Raw genomic sequence first — 21,850 nt, 5'->3', positions numbered from 1 at the left:
ACTAGGGCAATGTCATATTGCTAGACTTTTTAGTAAGGGATTTGCTACGGAAGTGGAAGGTACTTATATAAGTCTAAAGGCCTTCCTGCTATAGCAGAGTTTGTTCCAACCTGTTTATGGCTTTCAGTAATCAGCAGACTTAGAGATGGGTTCTCATGAATAAAAATTACCTGCGACACGCAGTTCTGGCCGCAGCGATCAGCTCCGTTTCCCAAGGCGCTATGGCTGCAGGTTTCTACTTGCAGGAAACCAGTGCATCAGGCCTTGGCCGTGCTTTTGCCGCCGAAAACACCATCGGCGACAACGCCGCAATTTTGGCTCGTAACCCAGCGGGCTCAGCATTGTTCAACACCTACACCATTTCTCTTGGTGCTACTTACGTTGACCCCGAGATCGATGTAGATGGTGACGTGACCTATTTCGTAGGAAGCCCAGAGACGGGTTACATATCAGCCACTACACCAGCAAGCGCCAAAGACTACGCCACCAGTGCAGTAATCCCCAATGGCTACCTGGCTGCCCCTATCAATGATGAATGGTCCTGGGGCCTGGCCATGTATACTGATTTCGGCCTGGAAACTGACTTCCCGGATAGCTTCGCAGCAACCACTATCGCGAATAAAACCTCTTTGCTGACTGTTAATATCCAACCTTCTGTGGCCTATGACTTTAATGATCAGTTCAGCGTTGGTATTGCGGCCAATATCTTCTACGTCGATGCAGAGCTGAACACTACCTTCCCCGATGATTTCCTGCTCGGTGACGTTGTAGAGCCTGTTTTTGGGTTTAACCCCGCCGGCGCCACCGTGCTGGACGTAAAAGGGGATGCCTGGGACCTGAGCTGGACCATTGGCGGCCTGTGGCGCATCAGCGATAACACTCGCGCCGGTATTTCTTACCACGCCAAGTACGATCCCAAGATTAAAGGTGAAATTAGCTCCGACATTGCCCCGAGCCCACTGGACCCGTTTGACGACACTTCCGGCAACCTGACCCTGAACCTGCCAGATACTCTGGAGCTGGGTTTCTACCATCGCTTCAACAACAATTGGGGTCTTGCGCTGGGTTACATGTGGACCAACTGGGACCGTTTCGAGCGCCTTGAAGCCTTTATTCCTTCCGCCGGTGAAGAGTTCAACCCACTGCTGCTGAAAGAAGAAAACTTTAAGAGCGGTTCTCGCTTCAGCATCGCCGGTGAATACTACTGCAATGACGAGTGGACCTTCCGCTTTGGTTACGCCTACGACCAAGGCGCTGCGCGCGACGGTTTGAACAGAGAGGAAACTGAAGAACTCTCAGCATTAGTGGATGAAGACCTCCCGATTACCTGGCGGACACTGTCAATCCCTGACACTGATCGCCAGTGGCTGACTGTTGGTGGTACCTACTCACTGACAGACAAACTCACTGTTGATGGTGCTTTCGCCTATATCTGGGGTGATGACGAAGTTATTCAGGAAGCTAACAACATTAGTGACGCCCTGATTACCTACTTCGACGGCGGCACCACCAAGACCGAAGCTTACCTGTTCAGCTTGGCTCTGAACTATCAGTTCTAAGCCCCCTTACCACGCTTGGTAATACGAAGGCTCTACCCCTGGTAGGGCCTTTTTTATTTCCAGCTATTATCAACCCCCATAAACCCCACAACAATCCACTCCTCAGAAAGCTCCCCCTCACCCCCAATCCAAGTACCACCAAAGCGTTAACATCGAAAAAAAGGGTTAGATATCTCCATCCTTAAATTTGATATAAGGAACGTCAAATCCTAAAACCAGATGAGTTTGCAAAATCACATCTCTTAACAGCATATTTAAATTATTTATTTTTGCTCAATCAATGGAATCTGGAGCTTATTTGTTTAACTTATCAATATTGTTCAAAATCACCTTATTCAGAAAGCAGCCCCTATAACCTCACATCACTGTTACTCAAGGATCTCTGAATAACTCCGCAATACCTCTGCGGCCTCTCATTAACCGAGAGGGATCACGCATGCATTGCAAACATCAAACCCACTTAAATTGTGAAGTAAGTCAAACTACAAGAGTAAAATCATGAAGTTGTCAGCAGTATTTATCTTGTTAATCTTAAGCCTAGATGTCGCAGCTTTTTCTATGGGAGACGCCATCAATACGGCTGGTCGACAAAGAATGCTATCTCAACGCATCACCCAGACTTACATCTTGCGTGGCATTCAACCGGATGCAGAGCGCCACGAAAAAGTATTTGCCCGATCAATTCACGAGTTTAAAAAGAACCACGAAAAACTAAGTAATTTTCATGGCGCAGAAAAGATCAGAGATCAACTTGTTAAAGTTGAAAGAGAATGGAAAGCGTTTGAGTCTGTCGCCTCACAACCCGTCAATAAACAAAGCGCCAGCGAATTATTTAAGCGTAGCAACTCCCTTCTTTCTGCTGCCCACACCTATGTGGTCAAACTCCAGCAAGTCGCCAACCACAACAGCGCCGAACTCATTAATATCGCCGGTCGTCAGCGCATGCTCTCCCAGAGAATCGCCAAGAACTACGCTGCTAAACTTTGGGAAGTATCTTTAGATGATGCCGAAACCGGATTGCAAGAAGATCTCTCCGAGTACTCCAACCGACTGAACCAGCTATTGGAGAGCCCCCTCAATACTCCAGAGATCAATGACAACCTACGAAAGGCAAAAGACCATCTGAGTTACGCCAGCCGGGGGTTTGAGGGAGATATGAAAATATCTGAAAAGCGCCAAATTCAGGTAATCACTGGCACCACTGATCTGATGCTACGCAATATGAACGTCATTACTGAACAATATGCTGAGTTGTTAAATTCAGGGAAGTAGGGATGAGAACAGATATTGAATTCAGGCCCAGCACTGAAGAAATCCTCCATAAACTGGCAACCCCTGAGTTCCAAGCACTCAATCAGCAAGCTAATGACGAATCTGTTAAACGCATGAAGCAGGCTGTGCCGATTTTGATCGGGATAGGTAAAGCGAGCGACAACATTCCCGGAATGCGAAAAAATTTAATTCTGCATGCCGGCCCTCCAATAACCTGGCAACGGGCATCAGGTCCATTAAAGGGCGCAATAATTGCCGGTCTAATTTATGAGGGGTTCGCTAAAGATAAAGCCGAAGCCGAACAGGTTATGGAGGAAGGCCAGGTTGATCTTGAGCCCTGCCATAACCACAATGCCGTCGGGCCAATGGCAGGCATTATTACCTATTCAATGTCTGTGTATATTGTCGAAGATAAGCTATCTGGTAATCGCGCCTACTCCAATCTCAGCGATGATCGTGCCGATTACCGCGGCAGCTCTATCCGCTTTGGTGTCTACGATAAATCAGCAATCAATTACCTTCGCTGGATAGAGGACGAAATTGCTCCCGTATTAAATCAAGCAATTCTAGATGAAGGCGGAATTGATTTCGTACCGATAATTGGTCGGAGTCTTCTTATGGGAGATGACTGCCATGTCATGACTAATGCCGCAACACTGATTTTCTCCAGAATTTTAATGCCAGGGGTTATTCGGGCCAGCAAAAAGCGAAAAGATATTGAAAAGATTGCGAACCAAATTTACAAGGATGAGACATTCCCGTTAAACCCAATCATGGCCACCTGCAAACTTATTTCCGATGCAGGCAGCGGCATCCCTCACAGCAGCATTATTACAACCATGGCTCGCAATGGGACGGAATTTGGTATTCAAGTTTCAGGGTTGGATAAAGCTTGGTTCACCGGCTTGGCTGGGGTTGGCCATGGATTGTTAATGCCTGGAATCACTCCCGCAGATGTCAATCGAGACATGGGAGACAGCGCCATCACCGAGACTATGGGTTTTGGCGGCACTCACAAAATATTCTCAGGAACATACCAAGACAACATCGACAACATACTGAAAATGTACGATATCTGCCACTCGGAAAGTGACTTTGTCGTTACTCCAGGCATCGAGGGGAGAGGCGCCCCTCTTGGATTCGACCTGCTTAAAATTATCAGGACCGGTACGACACCAACAATTAATTCTGGCTTGGCCCACAAAAGCATGAACCGCTATCAAGTCGGTACCGGGTCTCTCCACCCGCCACTGGAAGCATTTTTAAATGCTGCTGCCAGCTTCCTAAACTCAGAGGAAGAGCAACCCCCTGTCCACTAATAACTGAGCCTCACAACTAATACCCAAGGTTCATATTTCACGTGCGCATAAAACAGAAAAAGGGGCAAAGCCCCTTTTTCTAATACCGACAAAATTAAAAGCTCAGATTACCAACCGCACTGACGACCTTGGTTCTGCTCCTCCAGGTACGCCATCAGCGGCTGGAAGTAATCGATAATGGCTGAAGCATCCAGGTCGCGCTGGCCAGTGAGCGCTTCCATAGCATCCGGCCAGGGCTTGCTTGCACCCATTGCCAACATAGCGCGCAGCTTCTTACCGGCCTCATCATTTTGGTAAATGGAGCAGCGGTGCAGCGGTCCGGTTTCACCAGCGGCTTCGCACAGCGCGCGGTGGAACTGGAACTGCTGGATACGCGCCAGGAAGTAGCGAGCGTAAGGCGTATTGCCTGGGATATGGTACTTGGCACCCGGATCGAAGTTCTCTTCAGAGCGCTCTACCGGAGCAGCGATACCCTGGTAATCTTCACGCAGTTTCCACCAGGCTTTGTTGTAATCTTCCGGCTTCACTTCACCGTTGAATACCTGCCAGCGCCACTTGTCGACAAGCAGACCGAACGGCAAGAAAGCGATCTTATCCAGCGCCTGCTGCATCAAGTAACCGATATCTTTACTCTCATCAGGCACTTCATCCATCAAGCCAATTTCCTTCAGGTACTTGGGCGTGATGGAAAGTGCGATAGTGTCACCAACAGCTTCATGGAAACCATCGTTGGCGCCATTCTTATAGAGGAAAGGTTGGTCCTTATAGATGCGCTGGTAGAAGTTGTGGCCCAACTCGTGGTGGATGGTTACCAGATCTTCACCAGTTTTATTGATACACATCTTGATGCGGAGATCATCCTGCCCATCCATATTCCAGGCGCTGGCATGACAAACTACATCGCGATCACGGGGCTGAGTGAACTGGGAACGCTCCCAGAAAGTTTCGGGCAGAGGCTCAAAGCCCAAGGAGGTAAAGAACTTCTCACCCACTTTGACCATGTCTTTTTCACTCATGCCGGAATCGACAACCAGCTGGGTCAAGTCATAGGGCGCCTGCATATCGCCATCTTTGACCAGGTCATAGACGTTGCCCCACTCCTGGGCCCACATATTGCCCAGCAGGTGTGCAGGGATCTTACCTTGCGCCGGCACTACATCATCGCCGTAGTGTTCATTCAACTTGGCGCGTACATGGCAGTGTAAAGCCTCATACAACGGCTTCACTTTACCCCACTGGGCATCCATATCCGCTGCAAAGGCATCCGGGGCCATATCGTATTTGGAGCGCCAGAATACACTCAGGTTGTCATAACCCAATTCTTTGGTGCCCGCGTTGCCAATCTCTACCTGACGCTCATACAAGGGCTTCATTGGAGGAGATACTTTACGCCAACCAACCCACAGGTCCTTGAGTAATTCAGGGTCGCGATTTTTCGCCATCACCTGACCCATCTCGGTCAGGGTGTAGCACTTTTCCTCACCGCCATCTTCACGGCAGTATTTTCCAGCGCCATACATGCCCTGCATTTTCGAGCCAATCTGCGCCAGCTCAGATGTTAATGCAGGATCTTTCGGTGCAGGGAAAACCAAGCCCTGCTTGAGCAGGGTCAACTGGCGACGGGTGTCCGGGTCCAGCTCCAGATCGTTAAATTTGGCCGCCTCTGAAGCCAGCTCTACTGCCAGAGTGGTGTACCGCTCTGAGGCCAAAGCTTCCACGTACTGGGAGTCAATGTTGATATAAGTAGAAGCGAGCCAAGCTGCATGACTTGCCTCCTGCCCCATTTTTTCCAAACGGGCCTGGGCATCCGTAAGAAAAGCCTGAGCATCTTTGGCTGTCAGCTGGGAATTGTTGGCCGGGGTTTCTGCCGTCGCCTGGGCTACACCAACTGGCTTTGCAGCTTGCTGTCCACTGTCACAGGCAGACAGTGCAACGGCAACCGCTATCGAGAGAGCAATTTTTTTCATTTTCTCCTCAAGAATCATTTTTAGATCTGCTTATAGTTGACGCCGTTTATAGCATAAGCCCCACTCAATCAGCGACGGCAAGGCCGAAGATCGAGCCAGATCGACACAAAATCCCCTTTTATATCGTCTTTGCGGGAAAAAATTTGGTAAGGAAAAGATCAAGAACCCAGGACACGGCCGAGCAAAACACTCTCAGCGGGGATTTATCAGGGGAATTGTTTTTGAAAAAAGAAGGGGGAGATTGGAGGCAGCCCAACCAGCAACACCCTCGGCACATGATACCACTGCTACCGTTGCTCCCTTCCGGGCCTGGCGGGATTCACAGCTGTTCATTGCGAGGGGACCGGGAGGGCCGCCACAACGATCTTCGGTGCCAGTGCATCCGAAGAGGGCGCGATTATAGAGGCATAAACGAATAAGATCCAGCCCTATTAACAGGTTATAATAAACGACTACTATCTCACCCCTGCAAAGAGTTACTCATGCACTTGTTTGTCGATAATTTAACCAACGTTGACTTTAGCTACCTCGACCATAAACGAGGCATCGTAGGCGAAACCTGGCTGGCAAATGCAGCCCTCGATGGCGCTCTGGATGAGCAGGGGATGGTTTGCGACTTTGGCATAGTAAAAAAGACACTGAGGCACTGGCTCGATGATCAGGTCGACCATCGCCTCTTAGTCCCCACCCGCTCGCCCCAATTAACCCTGGAGCACACTGAAGACCAGGTTAACATGACCTGGTTACTGGAAAGCGGCGCTTCCATCAGCGTCTCAGGCCCGGAACAGGCTTTTGCCCTGGTGGATGCCGAAGCAATTACCGCAGAAAGTGTCGCCACCTGGTGTGTCCTGCAACTGGCCAGCCACTTCCCCGACAGCGTGGAAAAGCTCAAACTCAGCTTTCATTGTGAAGTGATTGAAGATGCTTTCTATCACTACAGCCATGGTCTGAAAAAGCACCTTGGCAATTGCCAACGTATCGCCCATGGACACCGCTCCCGTATCCAGATCACTACCGGTGACCAGCGCGATATAGAGCTGGAAAAATACTGGGCTGAACGCTGGGAAGATATCTACCTGGGCACTCGCGAGGACCTGGTTTCAACGACTACCGATAATCGTGGTGAGCAAATCCATAACTTCGCTTACAGCGCACAACAGGGAAACTTCACTCTTTCGATCCCGGCTGCAGCATGTGAAATCCTGGACTGCGATACCACAGTAGAGCAACTGGCCCAATATATCGCTAATAACCTGGCGGCAAAAGAACAAGGGAAAGCGATAACCGTAAGAGCCTACGAAGGTATTGGCAAAGGCGCGATTGCTTCAGCTCAAACGAGCTGACCCAATTCCATAGCACCGACACCAATATAAACTGAAGTACCAAGGCGCCCGACTTTGAACCTGATTATTTTACAAAAACACGACTTTATTAGCGCTGATCGCGTCCGCCTGGGCGGCCGCCAGCTGGAACATATCGCCAAGGTTCACAGAGCAGCGCCGGGGCAACGACTTCGTGTCGGGCTGCTCAATGGCAAAATTGGAAGTGGCGAGATTATTACGCTCAATGATCAGAGTGTTGAGCTTGAAGTGGCACTGGCCATGGACCCGCCCCAGCCCTTGCCTCTCACACTGGTTTTAGCCCTGCCCCGCCCCAAAATGCTCAAGCGGGTTATCCAGCACCTGACCGCACTGGGTGTCAAAAAGCTGGTATTAGTAAATAGCTACCGGGTCGAAAAGTCTTACTGGCAAACGCCCTGGTTACAAGAGGACAAACTTTTTGAGCAATGCCTGCTCGGGCTTGAGCAGGCCGTCGATACACAAATGCCGGAAATTCTGTTGCGAAAACGCTTTAAACCATTTGTCGAAGATGAATTGCCCAACCTCTCCAGTGGGTCTCGGAAACTGGTCGCTCACCCGGTGGGGGGAACAGCTTGCCCTGTGGACATAAAACAGCCAACCACTTTAGCAATTGGCCCCGAAGGGGGGTTTATCAATTATGAAGTTGAGAAACTACAGGAAGTCGGTTTCCAATCTGTGCACTTGGGGCCCCGTATCTTACGTGTAGAAACTGCATTGCCGGTGCTGATCAGCCGACTGTTCCCAGCCTGTTGAGCGATAATGTACAGATAACTATCGATCAATTGTGCAATTGAGAAATACCCCTTTATTAATACTTTTAAATTGACACAACCGTAACAATTACGGGTACGTAACAAATAGGGGGTCCCCGCTTTTACAAACTCTTAACCGCCGATACTTCAATTGTTCAAATAAAACCCAGTAAAGTTGCCTATCTCTCGTGATGAGACATTTGCGTAATTTAGCAATTAATATTTCATCAATTTGTCACAATTAAGTCATATTTTGCGCCCTCGTTTTACCACCTTACGGTCGAGTTACTATGAGCGTGTTCTTAAGCCGGATTAAGCAAACCCTTACCCTCCTACTCGGAGTGACCCTGGCAGCAGCAACTTCAGCAGCACAAACTAGCTTCCCTCCCGATACATCGGGCCTGCTTTTTACCTTACACGGCTCAAATACCGTCGGCGCAAAGTTAGCCCCCAACCTGATTAATGATTACCTGAAAGCCCGTGGTGGCCATAATCTGGAGACAATCCCACTGGGAAAAGAGAATGAAGTTCGAGTACAGGCAAGCCTGGGAGTCAATAAGATTTATGTGGATATTTTAGCGCACGGTTCGAGTACGGGCTTTAAAGGCCTCGAACGCGGCCAGGCAGATATCGCTATGGCTTCCCGCCCGATTAAAGACAAAGAACATGCAGCCCTGAGCCGCTTTGGCGATATGCGCGGCCAGGGTGCAGAACATGTAATTGCCATCGATGGCCTGGCGATTATTGTTCACCCTCAAAACCCCATCAATAAGTTAACCCTGCAACAAATAGCTGCAATTTTTTCTGGCAAAATTACCAACTGGTCTGAAGTGGGCGGACAGAAAGGACGTATCAAAGTATTGGCAAGAGATAACCAGTCTGGTACCTGGGATACTTTTAAGAGTCTGGTTCTCGGGAAGAACCGCACTCTTATAGCCAACGCCCAGCGCTTTGAATCCAATGATCAATTATCGGATCGCATATCGGCTAATCCCAACAGTATTGGATTTGTCGGTTTGGCATCTATTCGAAAGGCCAAAGCAATTGCGGTATCCGATAACAATACCCATCCACAGGCTCCGGAACACCTGACTATTGCAACCGAGGATTACCCCCTCTCCCGCCGTCTATTCCTCTATACCGCTGCCTATGGTTTAAAACCTGCCGCTCAGGAATTCCTACAATTTGTACAGAGCGAACAAGGCCAGGATCAGGTAAATGCCACTGGGTTTGTTGCCCAGACGCCGATCGGGGTTAAACCTGAGGCCAACCGAGAGGGGCCCAGTGAGTACCTTAAATTAACGGAAAATGCGGAGCGCTTGAGTATCAACTTTCGCTTTTCTGAAGGTAGTGCCTCACTGGATAACAAGGCAAAACAGGATATCCAGCGACTTGTCCGTTTTATGCAAAAGCCCGAGAATAATCACAAACGCCTGCTGTTAATAGGGTTTGGCGATGAAAAGGTCAGCGAGGGGCGCTCAGTCGTTTTATCAAAGCTGCGCGCTGTTACGGTTCGCTCTGCCCTAAGGGATCACCAGATTAATACTGCTCCCGTACAGGGCTTTGGCGCCTACCTTCCGGTAGCCTCCAACAATTCCAGCGCAAAAATTAAAAACCGCCGAGTGGAAATCTGGATTATTTAACACTCAATTAGACACTCCCCCAGTGAGGCGACAAGGAAGTCCCTTACCTCCCCTGATAATTCCCTAAAGTCAAAAGCTAACCTTCGCCAGAGCACAATTCATCAAGGAATAATAGCGCGCATAAAAAAGCCGCGTATACACGCGGCTATCAATATGGTGACTACCGCCACCAGGTCTCACAGAGAGGAACGCAAAGAGCGCTCCGGGGGAAACTTCCCAACAACAAGCGCGTTACCGCTTATTTACAATGCGGCCGCCCGCAGGCGGCCACCGGGGCAATTAAGCTACAGCGTCTTCCGCTACTGCATGTTTTTGCAGAGCCAGTTTGGGATCTACAAACTCGTAACCCAATACATCGGCTACGGCTTGGTAGGTCACCATGCCAGCGTGAACATTCAGGCCTTCCAGCAGGTTGGCATCGTCCAGCAGTGCCTGCTTGGCGCCTTTGTTTGCCAGGGCTACCGCGTAAGGCAGGGTGGCATTGTTCAGGGCCATAGTAGAGGTGCGAGCTACACCGCCGGGCATGTTGGCAACACAGTAGTGAACGACACCATCAACTACGTAAGTAGGCTCTTGGTGAGTAGTCGCCTTGGAAGTCTCGAAACAACCGCCCTGGTCAATAGCAACGTCAACAACAACTGCGCCTTTCTTCATGCGGCTGATAATGTCGCGGGTCAGCAACTTGGGGGCTGCTGCGCCAGGAATCAGAACCGCACCAACAACCAGGTCAGCTTCCAGTGCGTGCTTTTCAATAGCATCGTTAGTGGAGTACTCAGTGCGAACCGCACCACCGAAAATATCGTCCAGCTGACGCAGACGCGGCAGGGAGCGGTCGAGGATAGTAACGTCAGCACCCATACCCAGGGCCATCTTCGCTGCGTTAGTACCAACAACACCGCCACCGATAATCAGGACTTTAGCGGGAGCTACACCGGGAACACCGCCGAGCAGTACGCCGAGACCACCCTGGGCTTTTTCCAGGTGGTGGGCACCGCACTGTACAGACATACGACCGGCAACTTCAGACATAGGCGCCAGCAGAGGCAGGCCACCGAAGCGGTCGGTTACGGTTTCATAAGCGATGCAGGTAGCGCCGGATTTCACCAGCAGCTCAGTTTGCTTGGGGTCTGGAGCCAGGTGCAGATAGGTGTACAGAACCTGCCCAGGGCGCAGCATTTCGCACTCGTGGGGCTGGGGCTCTTTTACCTTGACGATCATATCGGCAGTGGCAAAAATCTCTTCCGGAGTATCGATAATCTTGGCGCCGGCTTGAACGTACATCTCATCGGGGAAACCAATAGCGGCACCACCATCCTTCTGTACAATTACTTCGTGGCCGTGGCCAATCAGTTCGCGAACACTCGACGGCGTCAGGCCAATACGATACTCGTGGTTCTTAATCTCTTTCGGGACGCCAATCAACATTTTCCTTCTCCTCGCTCTGTGCGCTCGGTACTGCCTTAATCAAAATAGGAGTACCTAATTTCTATGTTTTCCCCAGTATAAGAGCAGGTAAGAAGTGGATATTTAGTAGATTTTTGTTAAAACTAGTGGAATCCACTAAACAACCTGTCGCCAAGTCTACTTTTTGACCATGTCGACCAATTCGGAGTCACCAGTTATGCGCAAACGTGCGGGAGAGCTAAGCACTATCGACCGGAACATATTGCGTGTTCTACAAAAGAATGGACGAACCAGTTATGCAGAGCTGGCCCGACAGGTAGGTCTGACCGCGACCCCCTGTGTCGAACGGGTCAAGCGCCTGGAAAATGACAATGTTATTCAGGGCTACACCGCCTTGATCAACCCGGAGTACCTCGATGCTGCCCTAGTGGTTTTTGTGCAGATCAGATTGAATCGATCCGCGCAGGACGCCTTTGAGGAATTCCGCAACGCCGTGGCCGCCCTGCCGGAAGTACAGGAGTGCTATTTGGTATCGGGGAATTTTGATTACCTGATCAAAGCCCGGGTGGCAGACATGAGTGCTTATCGAAAATTCTACGGGGAGACTCTACTGACATTGCCAGAAGTGCAGGAGTGCACTAGCTATGTGGTGATGGAAGAAGTCAAAGAGACATTGGAAGTACCGGTTCACTACAACCGATAGCGGGATAGATCGATGAGTGGCCGCAGCCACTCATCTGCATAAACCGGCAATCAGTATTGAATGCCCAGTTTCCGGTAAATAAAACCAATCACCCAGGCGGGGCCGATCAACAGGAATTGTAAGTCCTTAAAGAAAGAGGGTTTCTTGCCTTCGATATGGTGACCAATAAATTGGAATACCCACATGATCACGAAAAGGGCCAGTGCCGTCTGCCAGATGGGCACCCCCAGGCGCTCCAATACCGACCAAGCCCACAAACACAGAACCGTTAACCCCGTCATTCCCAGGGCAATGGGAAACGACATCGCGAAATAAAACAGAAGAATAGGGATTGTCACCACGACAGCCCAGTTCAGCCAGGGAATTGTTGCCATAAATTCCGGCTGCGGAACTGCCCACAAAAGCCCGGCCACAGTTGCATAAATTACGGGAACAGCAATCCAATGAATGGATTTGTTGATCGGATTCTGATGACTCTCACCATACTCGGAAAACCACTGCTGGGCACTGCGCATGACAATCTCCTCATTCTTATATTGTTATTGTCAGAGCAATAATAATCCCCAACCCATGGATATCAATCAATGGCCGAAAATACCACGAGGCCTACAAAACGTGGCTTTTAGCGCCTAACGTAGGCATCCAACTGGGATAGATAGAGATCCGCCATCGATTTTTCGAAACAACAGAATACAACCTGCTGCGGCGCTCCCTCCTTCTCCTGGAACTGCTGTACCTGCTCTACAGCCACCTCTACGGCCAGCTCCGGGGGATAGTCGTAGACGCCACAACTGATCGCCGGAAAAGCAATCGAGCGCATATTTTCGCGCCGAGCCAGTGCCAGGCAGTGCCGATAACAACTGGAGAGCAACTCGGGCTCGCCCAAACTGCCGCCGCGCCAAACCGGCCCAACCGTGTGGTAGATACGTTTTACGGGAATGGAATAAGCGCCAGTGGCGCGCACTTCACCAACAGGACAGCCGCCCAGACTGCGGCAGGCCTCCAGTAGATTGGGCCCCGCTGCGCGGTGTATGGCCCCATCGACACCACCGCCTCCCAAGAGACGGCTGTTGGCAGCATTGACGATTACATCGACCTGCAATCGAGTGATATCACCGAGATGAACTTTGATCACTCAGCATCTCCAACCGCTATTTGAATAATTGCTGCGGATGGAAATCCATTTCACTTCACAACAGTCGCACCTTTGCCAGAGGTGCGTCCCTAGCGCGGCTGGTCTGTCTCGGCCCGAGCGAGTCGCTCGGGCTCAAGTCCTGCCCTGCCCCCTCAACCAAGCAACTTGCGGTGCTGTGAGGCAACGGCTTCCGGGCACTTCGTCAGCGCGCTCACTAACACGATAGCAGCTGAAGAGAAAACAAAACCCGGCAAAAGCTCATAAACATCAAAAATGCCACCGGAGAGTTGCTCCCACACCACAACGGTGAGGCCGCCAACGATAACACCGGCAATAGCGCCACTACCGGTCATACGGGACCAGTAGAGACTGATCAGCAACGCCGGGCCAAAGGCTGCACCCAGGCCTGCCCAGGCATAACTCACCACATCCAGAACCTTGGAATCCGGGTCCATCGCAATCCACACAGCGACCACTGATAAAGCAACCACCGCCCAGCGCCCCACTTTCACCATGGCTTCCGGGGTGGTCTCACGCCCAAACCAAACGTGATAAATATCCTCCGCCAGTGCCGCCGAAGACACTAACAGCTGGGAATCCGCCGTACTCATAATGGCAGACAAAATTGCCGCCAGCAGAACACCGGCAACTAACGGGTGGAACAGCACCTGCACCATTTCCATAAACACAGTCTCGCCATCGGGTAAGCTCTGCTGGATTTCCAGATGTGCAAACAAACCTACCGCCATAGCGCCCAAGAAGCCCGCCAGGGACCAAACCGCCGCCACTGTCGCCGCAACCGGAATATCATTAGGGCTGCGCACCGCCATAAATCGCGCCAAAATATGCGGCTGGCCGAAGTAGCCCAGTCCCCAGGCGAGAGAACTGAGTATCGCCACAAGACTTAAGGTTTGCCCGGTGTTATCCGTCATCCAATGGGTCAGCTGAGGCATCTCCGTTTGCAGGCGAGTCCAGCTGGCGGAAAAACCACCCTGGTCAGAAATAACAACGAGAGGCACCGCAATCAGCGCCGCACTCATCAGCAGCCCCTGGAACACATCGGTCCAGGACACCGCCAAAAAACCACCAAACAAGGTGTAAGAAATAACGGCAACCGCACCGATAATCACCGCCCAGCGGTAATCCCAGCCAAACACCGTTTCAAACAATTTGCCGCCGGCAATCAGGCCCGAAGCTACATAGAAAAGGAAAAACAGAAGGATGAATATCGCGCAGACTGTGCGCAGATAGGGGTGCCCCATCTTAAACCGACGATCCAGATAGGCTGGCACCGTCAGTGAGTCGTCCAGCTCATAGGTGTAGATGCGCAGGCGCCGACCCATTGTCACCCAGCTCAGAACGATGCCGGAGAAAAGACCGATTGCGATCCAACCGGCGGAAAGCCCCGCCGCGTAGGCCGCGCCAGGCAAACCCAGGAGCAGCCAGCCACTCATATCCGAGGCCCCGGCAGACAGGGCCGCCACTGCCGGCGGCAGAGAGCGGCCACCGAGGAAATAATCACTGGCATTTTTTGTACGCATGTAAGCGTAAATACCGATAACAACAATCAACGCCAAATAGGCGACAAAAGTAAGGGCGATCAGCCACTCGGCGGCCATAAGGGATTCCTTCTGATCAAAGTGGGGTGGCACTTGGCGCGGGAATAGTCTGCGTTTTCCTGCTCAATTTTTCAGCGCATTGAGCTATGGAAAGAGCACCACCTAAAAATTGTTATGTTTATTGCGCGTAAATCTACCCATAAGGTGGCGCCGACTCAATCAGCAAACTACATATATGTTGGATACAACTACAGAAAAAAAGACAACACTATGGGCATATGTCTGGACGAGCTTCGACTCCAGGTTATCCGTCCAACCCTCAAGCACTTGAGAGCCTGGAGCCAGGGCATGGAGAATCTCCTTCTGGGAACCGCCGCCCAGGAGTCGCAATTGGGCTTCCACCTCAAACAGGGACGGCGCCACGGGCTGGGTATTTACCAAATCCAGCCCCACACCCACCGGGAAATCTGGGACCAATACCTGATCAACCACCCGACCCTCGCCTCCAAGGTGCGAGGGTTGGCGAGCCAGCGGGATTTTCTCGATCACCCCCACAGCGAACTGACCACCAACCTGCGCTATGCAACGGCTATTGCCTGGTTGATATACAAATCGGCCAAGGTGCATAAAATCCAGGACGAGGAAACCGCAGACGTGGCCAATATGGCGCGCCTGTGGCACCAGCACTTCCACCACGGGCCCAGTGCCAGCCCCCAGGATTTTGAATGCAGCTACGCACAGCTGGTCAACGGTGCAGATCCTACAGATTCAGCGCCTCGATATACTGGGGCTCAGCCTCCTGAGCATCCTCAGGCTCCCAAGAATTCACCTGGCGCTGGATTGAATGGTCAGAACGCTCGACAGCCGACGGCGTAGAGCGGTCCAGCTCCAAGCTCTCAAAATCGTAGAGGTCCCTGTCCGCCAATTGTGACGGGGACACCCGGGTAATCGCGGCGAAAATATTCTCGCTGCGGCCTGGGAATTTCTTATCCCACTCCCGCACCATCTGCTTGATCGCCTGGCGCTGAAGGTTCTCCTGGCTGCCGCACAGGTTGCAGGGAATAATCGGAAACTGCTTGTACTCCGCGTACTGGGCGATGTCCTCTTCGCGGCAATAGGCGAGCGGACGGATCACGATATTGCGGCCATCGTCGGCGCGCAGTTTGGGCGGCATCGCCTTGAGGCGACCACCGTAGAACATGTTCAGGAACAAGGTCTCAACGATATCGTCTTTATGATGGCCCAGTGCCACCTTGGTGGCACCAATCTCTTCAGCAAAACCATACAAAGTGCCCCGGCGCAGACGGGAGCAGAGCCCGCAAGTGGTCTTGCCCTCAGGCACCACTTCCTTCACGACCGAGTAGGTATCTTTCTCGACAATATGGTGGGGAACACCCAGGGATTGCAGGTATTCCGGCAGGATATGCTCGGGGAAACCCGGCTGCTTCTGGTCCATATTGACCGCCACCAGTTCAAAGTTAACCGGCGCTGTCCTCTGCAAATTCAGCAGCACGTCCAGCATGGCGTAGGAATCCTTACCGCCGGACAAACAGACCATAATCTTGTCGCCCTCTTCAATCATATTGAAGTCGGCGATGGCGCGGCCCACATGGCGGCGCAGGCGCTTTTGCAGCTTATTAAACTCGAGCCGCTCGCGGCGGTTTTCCAATTCGGGCATGGTGTCTCTCTAACTCATTCGCGACCAGTGACCGGGCCCACTGTACCGGCACAAAACCTTAAACTTTGGGACCAGAGCCAGGCTTTCCTGTTCCTGGGGGCGCGATTGTACGCATTTCGATCACGGAGTACACGACTCACCAGCCGCCTTCTCCCCCAGCAGGGACTGCACGCAGGGCCAGACATGATCCAGCAGGGCCGGCTGCGCCTTGGCGGTGGGGTGGATACCGTCGGATTGCATAGCGCCCTGCTCCAGGGCCACGGTTTCCAAAAGGAAGGGCACCAGGGCGACCTCTTCAGCCTTGGCTACTTTAGGGAATACAGCGGCAAAAGCCTCAGTATAGGCGCGGCCGTAATTGGGCGGGATACGCATCCCCAGCAACAGGACCTCGGCTCCGGAATCCTTCGCCAGTTTTACCATCTGCTGCAGGTTGCGCTGTAAACTCTGGGGTGGGTAGCCCCGCAGGCCATCGTTACCACCTAATTCGACAATCACCCACTGGGGTTTGTGCTCTTTCATCAGGCGCGGCAGCCGGGTCAGGCCGCCTGCGGAGGTCTCCCCGCTGATACTGGCATTGACCACCTTCACCGGGCGACCCTTCTCCTGCAAGCGCTCTTGCAACAGGTTGACCCAGCCCAGCTCCTCATCGATACCGTAGGCCGCACTTATGCTATCCCCTAATACGAGCAGAGTGCCGGGCTTGTTGGCACTCAGTGCCAGATTGGGGACCGACAGCATCAGCACCAAGCCGAACCGAGTCAGTAACTGCCGAAAAAAGGCTGTTGTCATGTCATACTCTCCAAAAATCTCGCGTATCCGCAAAGGGAATACAGTATGTCCGCCATTCTCACGGCAGAAAACCTCTATCACAGGGTCTCCACCAGCGAAGGGCCACTGACCCTATTAAACAATATCTCCCTGAAAGTCGCCCGTGGCGAGAGCCTCGCTGTGACAGGGGCCTCAGGTTCAGGCAAGTCCACCCTGCTCGGCCTGCTGGCGGGATTGGACAAACCCACCGAGGGCAAGATCTGGCTGGCGGGTGATGAAATCACCGCTATGGACGAGGAACAACGTGCAGCAATACGAGCCCGCTGCGTGGGCTTTGTATTCCAGACTTTCCAACTGCTGCCCGGCCTTACCGCCCTGGAGAATGTGATGCTACCGAGCGAATTGCGCGGCGAACGGGGCGCCGCCAAACGGGCGGAAGAGTTCCTCGCCCGGGTGGGCCTGGAACAGCGACTGCGCCACTACCCGCGCCAGTTATCCGGCGGTGAGCAACAGCGGGTGGCCATTGCCCGGGCCTTTGCCAGCTTTAGCAGCAAAGATGCCATCCTCTTTGCCGACGAACCCACCGGCAGCCTCGATGCCGGCAACGGTGCCAAAATTATCGACCTGCTGTTTAAACTCAACGAAGAGTCTGACACCACCCTGGTGCTGGTGACTCACGAACAGCGACTGGCAGAGCGCTGTGCCTCCCACCTGCATATGTCCGCAGGTGCCGTAGATTCCTACGCTCCGCTTATCGACGGGGACAACCTGTCGGAGGTGTCCGCCTGATGCTGCCACTCAGACTGCTGTTCAGGGACTGGCGCGGTGGCGAGTTGGCGCTAATTGCCTCGGCCCTGGTTTTGGCTGTTACCTGTGTCACTGCGATCGCCCATTTCACCGACCGCCTTACCCGGGCCATGGAGCAGCAATCCCTCACCTTCCTGGCTGCAGAGCGGGTGCTGCGCAGCAGTAAGCCTGTGGATAGCGCATGGCTGGAGGAAGCCGATAAGAAGGGGTTGGAACGGGGCCAAATAGTCCAGTTTTCATCCATGATCTCCGCCAACGACCAGTTCCAGTTTGTCTCGGTTAAAGCCGTCGACAAAGGCTATCCATTGGTGGGACAACTGGAAATCAGCAAGTCCCAGGGAGGCCCTGGAGAAATTGCACCACAAGGACCTCCCCCGGGAGAAGCCTGGGTGGAATCCCGCCTTCTGCCGTTGATGGGAATCCAGCTCGGCGATCCTATCGCCCTCGGCGACACCCAATTAAAAGTGACAGCCATACTGGAGCGGGAGCCCGACCGGGGCACCAGTCTGTTTGATATGGGTGCGCGCCTGCTAGCCAATACCGCCGACCTGCCCGCCGCAGGTGTGATCCAGCCCGGCAGCCGCGTACGCTACCGCTACCTGTTTGCCGGCGATGACCAAGTCCTGAAAGATTACTTTGACTGGCTCAAACCTCAACTGACTGAGCACCAGCGGATATTGGATCTGCGCGAAGGCCAGCCCCGGGTTGCCTCTGCTCTGGATAGAGCCGAATCCTTCCTGTTTCTCGCCGCCAGCCTGGCCGTACTGCTCGCCAGCGTCGCCGTTGGACTGGCAGCCAGACGCTACGGATTGCGCCATGGCGCCTACGTAGCCGTAATGAAAAGCCTCGGCGCCGGGCGCAACAAAATTCTGGGTATCTACCTGGGACAGCTGGCCGCCCTCACCCTGATTGCCACTGCTATCGGGCTGGCACTGGGCACCTTTATCCAGAGCCAGGCGGTCAACCTGATGGAAGGGTTCTTCCCGGTACAACCCCCGGCCACCAGCTGGAGCCCACTGCTGATTGGGCTCGCCACCGGCCTCGCCTGCGCCCTGGGCTTCGCCCTGCCGCCACTTTTCCGTTTGGCGCGTACAGACCCGATGCAAACCCTGAGGCACGACTGGAGTAACCCGGACAGACGCGAATGGCTCGGGCTGATTCTCGGCCCCAGCGCCATGCTGCTTCTGATCTGGTGGCTGTCCGGCAGTCTACTCATGACGCTCGCCTTGTTTGTCGGCATGCTCCTGTTGGTAGCAGGCAGCGCCCTGGTTAACCGCCTCTTGGTGCGCGGCAAGCTGGCCTCCCTAGGGGGAGCCTGGCGTATTGCCCTAGGCAGCCTGCAACGCCGCGCCGCGTTTAACACCCTCCTAATTGCCGCTTTTGGCACCGGACTATTGGCCATGCTGGCCATGGTCTTTGCTCGCACGGCCCTGGTGGATGAATGGCGGATGCAATTGCCGGAAAAAGCCCCCAATCACTTCCTCCTGAATATCGCACCCCACGATGTTCCAACCATGGAAAACATGCTGGCAGAGGGCGAGGTAAGCAGCACCGAGTTTTACCCCATGGTGCGCGGCCGTTTGGTAGCGATTAACGGCGTCTCGATTAAAGAGAAAAAAGATCGTCCCGGCGGCGTTCGGCGGGAGTTGAACCTGAGCTACACCGATACCCTGGCGCCGGACAACCGTATCTTGGAAGGCGAATGGTGGGACAAGGCCAGCGAAGGTGTTTCGGTAGAAGTGGAGCTGGCAGCTCAGCTGGAACTGTCACTGGGAGATCAGTTGCGCTTTTCCATCGGCGGACTGGAAGTAGAAGCCCCGGTAGCCAGCTTCCGCTCGCTGGACTGGAACAGCATGCGCCCCAACTTCTATATGATATTTGCACCGGGCACTATCGATGATTTCCCGGCTACCTATATCACCAGTTTTTACCTCCCACCGGAGGACAAGTTACTGGTCAACGATCTGGTTCGCGCCTTCCCCAGCGTCAGTGTGATAGAGCTGGATAAGATCATCCAGCGTATCCGCGACACTATTAACCAGGTGTCCTTTGCTATCGAATCGGTTATGGCCCTGATGCTGGTTGCCGGGGTCCTGGTATTAATCGCCGGAGTCCGCGCCAGTATCGCCGAGCGATTGCAGGAAGCGGCAATTATCCGCACACTGGGGGGCCGCAGGCGCTTGTTACTGAGAAGCCTGATACTGGAATTTGGCCTACTGGGTTTTGCCGCCGGTTTGCTCGCGGCTATCGGTGCTGAAGCCGCTTTGGCCGTGCTGTCTTATTGGGTCTTTGAACTGCCGGTGATATTGCACCCAGTCCTTTGGCTAACCGGACCACTCACCGGTGCAGTACTGGTTGGCACCGCCGGTACCCTGGCCTGTTACAGCTCGATCAGCCAGCCCCCGCTCAGAGTACTGCGCGAACTGGCCTAACTGATGATTGTCGGCTCTTGAGAATAAAGATGTAGTTTTTATGGACCTGGATTTCGATCGCAAACATATTTGGCATCCCTACTCCTCCCTGATCGACCCGCCCCCGGTGTACCCGGTAGCGCGGGCCGAGGGGGTAAGACTTTACCTGGAAGACGGGCGCGGCCTGATCGACGGTATGTCCTCCTGGTGGAGTGCCCTGCACGGCTACAATGTGCCCGAGCTAAACCAGGCCATGCGCGATCAGATGGACAAAATGTCCCATGTGATGTTCGGGGGTTTAACTCACGAGCCCGCAATCGAGCTGTGCAAGAAATTAGTGGAAATCACTCCACCCGGCCTCAACCGGGTATTTCTGGCTGATTCCGGTTCAGTGTCTGTGGAAGTGGCCATTAAAATGGCCATTCAATACTGGCACTCCCAGGGAAAACCCCAGAAGAGCAAACTGCTCGCCCTGCGCAATGGTTACCACGGCGATACATTCGGAGCCATGGCCACCTGTGACCCGGTCACCGGAATGCATCACCTGTTTGCAGGGCAACTGAGCCAGCATCTGTTCGCCCCCGCCCCGCAGGTCCCCTTCGGTAACACCTGTAGTGACAGTGATATCGCCGAACTGCGCCAGCAAGTGGAAGCCAACCGTGATCAACTGGCCGCGATTATTTTAGAGCCCATCGTCCAGGGCGCTGGCGGCATGCGTTTTTATTCTGCCGATTATTTGCGCCGTGTACGCGAACTCTGTGACGAGCACGACCTGCTATTAATCGCCGATGAAATCGCCACCGGCTTTGGCCGCAGCGGCAAGTTATTTGCCTGTGAACACGCCGATATCACCCCGGACATCCTCACACTGGGCAAAGCCCTCACCGGCGGCACCATGACCCTCGCCGCCACTCTCTGTACCGATAAAGTGGCCGAAGGTATTTGCCGAGGGGAAGCCGGTGTCTTTATGCACGGCCCCACTTTTATGGGTAACCCCCTGGCTTGTGCCGTGGCCGATGCCAGTATTCAATTGCTACTCAGCGGACCCTGGCAGGAACGAGTAACCGCAATCGAGCAACAGCTGACTGAACAGCTGGCCCCATTAAAATCCGCACCGGGTGTCGCCGATGTTCGAGCCCTTGGAGCAATTGGCGTGGTGGAAATGCGCGAGCCGGTCAATACGGCCAAAGTGCAGGAAGCTCTAATCGAACGCGGAGTTTGGCTGCGCCCCTTCGGCAAGCTGGTCTACGCTATGCCGCCCTATGTGATTTCGAAAGAAGACCTCAGCCAATTAACCTCGGCGATGGTTGATGTACTGGGAGAGATTTCCTAGCTTCCGTACCAATTAATTTGTGAAACCGGTCTCAATAATCCCGAACTAACTGGCTCTTCCTGTAAATAACCCTCTCTTTGTTACCGCGAAGAGAGGGTTAATAGATCAAATTTCATAACACGGGGCGCCTCTTCCTGGCTAAAAACCTCCGTAGCCCCCTCCCCTGCTCATCCTTTCCA

At 53.1% G+C, this 21,850-nt stretch carries 18 protein-coding genes and 1 other RNA gene; 11 read left to right on the top strand and 8 right to left on the bottom strand.

Going from position 1 to position 21,850, the window contains the following annotated elements; translation table 11 throughout:
• Positions 1-155: 155 nt before the first annotated feature.
• The 3 genes from BTJ40_RS05925 (at position 156) to BTJ40_RS05915 (ending at position 4,150) form a co-directional block, all read left to right on the top strand.
• Complete coding sequence (locus BTJ40_RS05925) at positions 156-1,559, top strand: outer membrane protein transport protein (RefSeq protein WP_108732218.1); 1,404 nt, start codon at positions 156-158, stop codon at positions 1,557-1,559.
• Positions 1,560-2,057: 498 nt separating this feature from the next.
• On the top strand, positions 2,058-2,831 hold the full coding sequence (locus BTJ40_RS05920) for a type IV pili methyl-accepting chemotaxis transducer N-terminal domain-containing protein (protein ID WP_108732217.1): 774 nt from the start codon (positions 2,058-2,060) through the stop codon (positions 2,829-2,831).
• A 2-nt stretch (positions 2,832-2,833) separates the two neighbouring features.
• Positions 2,834-4,150: a DUF1116 domain-containing protein gene (locus BTJ40_RS05915; RefSeq protein WP_108732216.1), complete on the top strand. Its 1,317-nt coding sequence runs from the start codon at positions 2,834-2,836 to the stop codon at positions 4,148-4,150.
• A gap of 107 nt (positions 4,151-4,257) precedes the next feature.
• Here the strand turns inward: BTJ40_RS05915 and BTJ40_RS05910 are convergent, their stop codons facing one another.
• Positions 4,258-6,117, bottom strand: coding sequence for a M2 family metallopeptidase (locus BTJ40_RS05910; RefSeq protein ID WP_108735188.1), 1,860 nt, complete (start codon positions 6,115-6,117; stop codon positions 4,258-4,260).
• A 251-nt stretch (positions 6,118-6,368) separates the two neighbouring features.
• Positions 6,369-6,466: signal recognition particle sRNA small type (gene ffs / locus BTJ40_RS05905), an RNA gene on the bottom strand.
• Positions 6,467-6,599: 133 nt separating this feature from the next.
• Here ffs and BTJ40_RS05900 point away from each other — a divergent pair.
• The 3 genes from BTJ40_RS05900 (at position 6,600) to BTJ40_RS05890 (ending at position 9,873) form a co-directional block, all read left to right on the top strand.
• On the top strand, positions 6,600-7,460 hold the full coding sequence (locus BTJ40_RS05900; RefSeq protein WP_108732215.1) for a 6-carboxytetrahydropterin synthase: 861 nt from the start codon (positions 6,600-6,602) through the stop codon (positions 7,458-7,460).
• A gap of 54 nt (positions 7,461-7,514) precedes the next feature.
• Complete coding sequence (locus BTJ40_RS05895) at positions 7,515-8,231, top strand: 16S rRNA (uracil(1498)-N(3))-methyltransferase (RefSeq protein WP_108732214.1); 717 nt, start codon at positions 7,515-7,517, stop codon at positions 8,229-8,231.
• 289 nt (positions 8,232-8,520) lie between these two features.
• Complete coding sequence (locus tag BTJ40_RS05890) at positions 8,521-9,873, top strand: substrate-binding domain-containing protein (protein ID WP_108732213.1); 1,353 nt, start codon at positions 8,521-8,523, stop codon at positions 9,871-9,873.
• Positions 9,874-10,152: 279 nt separating this feature from the next.
• On the opposite strand, the gene ald is transcribed toward BTJ40_RS05890, so the two are convergent.
• Positions 10,153-11,298: an alanine dehydrogenase gene (gene ald, locus BTJ40_RS05885; RefSeq protein ID WP_108732212.1), complete on the bottom strand. Its 1,146-nt coding sequence runs from the start codon at positions 11,296-11,298 to the stop codon at positions 10,153-10,155.
• Positions 11,299-11,494: 196 nt separating this feature from the next.
• Here ald and BTJ40_RS05880 point away from each other — a divergent pair, with 196 nt between their 5' ends.
• Positions 11,495-11,980, top strand: coding sequence for an Lrp/AsnC ligand binding domain-containing protein (locus BTJ40_RS05880; protein WP_108732211.1), 486 nt, complete (start codon positions 11,495-11,497; stop codon positions 11,978-11,980).
• A gap of 50 nt (positions 11,981-12,030) precedes the next feature.
• On the opposite strand, the gene BTJ40_RS05875 is transcribed toward BTJ40_RS05880, so the two are convergent.
• The 3 genes from BTJ40_RS05875 to putP all read right to left on the bottom strand — a co-directional run bounded on the left by BTJ40_RS05875 (position 12,031) and on the right by putP (position 14,734).
• Positions 12,031-12,495, bottom strand: coding sequence for a DUF962 domain-containing protein (locus tag BTJ40_RS05875; RefSeq protein WP_108732210.1), 465 nt, complete (start codon positions 12,493-12,495; stop codon positions 12,031-12,033).
• 107 nt (positions 12,496-12,602) lie between these two features.
• The gene (locus tag BTJ40_RS05870; RefSeq protein ID WP_108732209.1) at positions 12,603-13,115 is read right to left on the bottom strand and encodes an O-acetyl-ADP-ribose deacetylase; all 513 of its coding nucleotides are present in this window, start codon (positions 13,113-13,115) and stop codon (positions 12,603-12,605) included.
• Between the two features lie 152 nt (positions 13,116-13,267).
• Complete coding sequence (gene putP / locus BTJ40_RS05865) at positions 13,268-14,734, bottom strand: sodium/proline symporter PutP (RefSeq protein ID WP_108732208.1); 1,467 nt, start codon at positions 14,732-14,734, stop codon at positions 13,268-13,270.
• A gap of 210 nt (positions 14,735-14,944) precedes the next feature.
• Between putP and BTJ40_RS05860 the strand changes: the two genes are divergently transcribed.
• The gene (locus BTJ40_RS05860; RefSeq protein ID WP_202862864.1) at positions 14,945-15,550 is read left to right on the top strand and encodes a hypothetical protein; all 606 of its coding nucleotides are present in this window, start codon (positions 14,945-14,947) and stop codon (positions 15,548-15,550) included.
• Here the strand turns inward: BTJ40_RS05860 and ttcA are convergent.
• Both ttcA and BTJ40_RS05850 read right to left on the bottom strand, forming a co-directional pair.
• Positions 15,435-16,352, bottom strand: coding sequence for a tRNA 2-thiocytidine(32) synthetase TtcA (gene ttcA / locus BTJ40_RS05855; RefSeq protein ID WP_108732207.1), 918 nt, complete (start codon positions 16,350-16,352; stop codon positions 15,435-15,437). The genes BTJ40_RS05860 and ttcA overlap by 116 nt on opposite strands.
• Before the next feature lie 120 nt (positions 16,353-16,472).
• Positions 16,473-17,141, bottom strand: coding sequence for an arylesterase (locus BTJ40_RS05850; RefSeq protein WP_108732206.1), 669 nt, complete (start codon positions 17,139-17,141; stop codon positions 16,473-16,475).
• A 45-nt stretch (positions 17,142-17,186) separates the two neighbouring features.
• Between BTJ40_RS05850 and BTJ40_RS05845 the strand changes: the two genes are divergently transcribed.
• From BTJ40_RS05845 to bioA, 3 genes are read left to right on the top strand one after another with little or no spacing between them, the layout of a single operon-like run.
• The gene (locus BTJ40_RS05845; protein WP_108732205.1) at positions 17,187-17,909 is read left to right on the top strand and encodes an ABC transporter ATP-binding protein; all 723 of its coding nucleotides are present in this window, start codon (positions 17,187-17,189) and stop codon (positions 17,907-17,909) included.
• On the top strand, positions 17,909-20,359 hold the full coding sequence (locus BTJ40_RS05840; RefSeq protein WP_108732204.1) for an ABC transporter permease: 2,451 nt from the start codon (positions 17,909-17,911) through the stop codon (positions 20,357-20,359). The genes BTJ40_RS05845 and BTJ40_RS05840 overlap by 1 nt, the downstream gene beginning before the upstream one ends.
• Before the next feature lie 40 nt (positions 20,360-20,399).
• A complete protein-coding gene (gene bioA / locus BTJ40_RS05835; RefSeq protein ID WP_108735187.1) occupies positions 20,400-21,671 on the top strand; it encodes an adenosylmethionine--8-amino-7-oxononanoate transaminase in 1,272 nt (423 codons plus the stop codon).
• Positions 21,672-21,850 lie beyond the last annotated feature (179 nt).

The sequence above is a fragment of the Microbulbifer sp. A4B17 genome (assembly GCF_003076275.1).
Taxonomy (GTDB): Bacteria; Pseudomonadota; Gammaproteobacteria; order Pseudomonadales; family Cellvibrionaceae; genus Microbulbifer.
This window is presented reverse-complemented; position numbering and strand designations above follow the sequence as displayed.

Excerpts from the sequence above, each read along its gene's own strand:
- BTJ40_RS05925 (WP_108732218.1), top strand. The coding sequence starts at position 156 with ATGAATAAAAATTACCTGCGACACGCAGTTCTGGCCGCAGCGATCAGC.
- BTJ40_RS05920 (WP_108732217.1), top strand. The coding sequence starts at position 2,058 with ATGAAGTTGTCAGCAGTATTTATCTTGTTAATCTTAAGCCTAGATGTC.
- BTJ40_RS05915 (WP_108732216.1), top strand. The coding sequence starts at position 2,834 with ATGAGAACAGATATTGAATTCAGGCCCAGCACTGAAGAAATCCTCCAT.
- BTJ40_RS05910 (WP_108735188.1), bottom strand. The coding sequence starts at position 6,117 with ATGAAAAAAATTGCTCTCTCGATAGCGGTTGCCGTTGCACTGTCTGCC.
- BTJ40_RS05900 (WP_108732215.1), top strand. The coding sequence starts at position 6,600 with ATGCACTTGTTTGTCGATAATTTAACCAACGTTGACTTTAGCTACCTC.
- BTJ40_RS05890 (WP_108732213.1), top strand. The coding sequence starts at position 8,521 with ATGAGCGTGTTCTTAAGCCGGATTAAGCAAACCCTTACCCTCCTACTC.
- ald (WP_108732212.1), bottom strand. The coding sequence starts at position 11,298 with ATGTTGATTGGCGTCCCGAAAGAGATTAAGAACCACGAGTATCGTATT.
- BTJ40_RS05880 (WP_108732211.1), top strand. The coding sequence starts at position 11,495 with ATGCGCAAACGTGCGGGAGAGCTAAGCACTATCGACCGGAACATATTG.
- BTJ40_RS05875 (WP_108732210.1), bottom strand. The coding sequence starts at position 12,495 with ATGCGCAGTGCCCAGCAGTGGTTTTCCGAGTATGGTGAGAGTCATCAG.
- putP (WP_108732208.1), bottom strand. The coding sequence starts at position 14,734 with ATGGCCGCCGAGTGGCTGATCGCCCTTACTTTTGTCGCCTATTTGGCG.
- BTJ40_RS05860 (WP_202862864.1), top strand. The coding sequence starts at position 14,945 with ATGGGCATATGTCTGGACGAGCTTCGACTCCAGGTTATCCGTCCAACC.
- ttcA (WP_108732207.1), bottom strand. The coding sequence starts at position 16,352 with ATGCCCGAATTGGAAAACCGCCGCGAGCGGCTCGAGTTTAATAAGCTG.
- BTJ40_RS05850 (WP_108732206.1), bottom strand. The coding sequence starts at position 17,141 with ATGACAACAGCCTTTTTTCGGCAGTTACTGACTCGGTTCGGCTTGGTG.
- BTJ40_RS05845 (WP_108732205.1), top strand. The coding sequence starts at position 17,187 with ATGTCCGCCATTCTCACGGCAGAAAACCTCTATCACAGGGTCTCCACC.
- BTJ40_RS05840 (WP_108732204.1), top strand. The coding sequence starts at position 17,909 with ATGCTGCCACTCAGACTGCTGTTCAGGGACTGGCGCGGTGGCGAGTTG.
- bioA (WP_108735187.1), top strand. The coding sequence starts at position 20,400 with ATGGACCTGGATTTCGATCGCAAACATATTTGGCATCCCTACTCCTCC.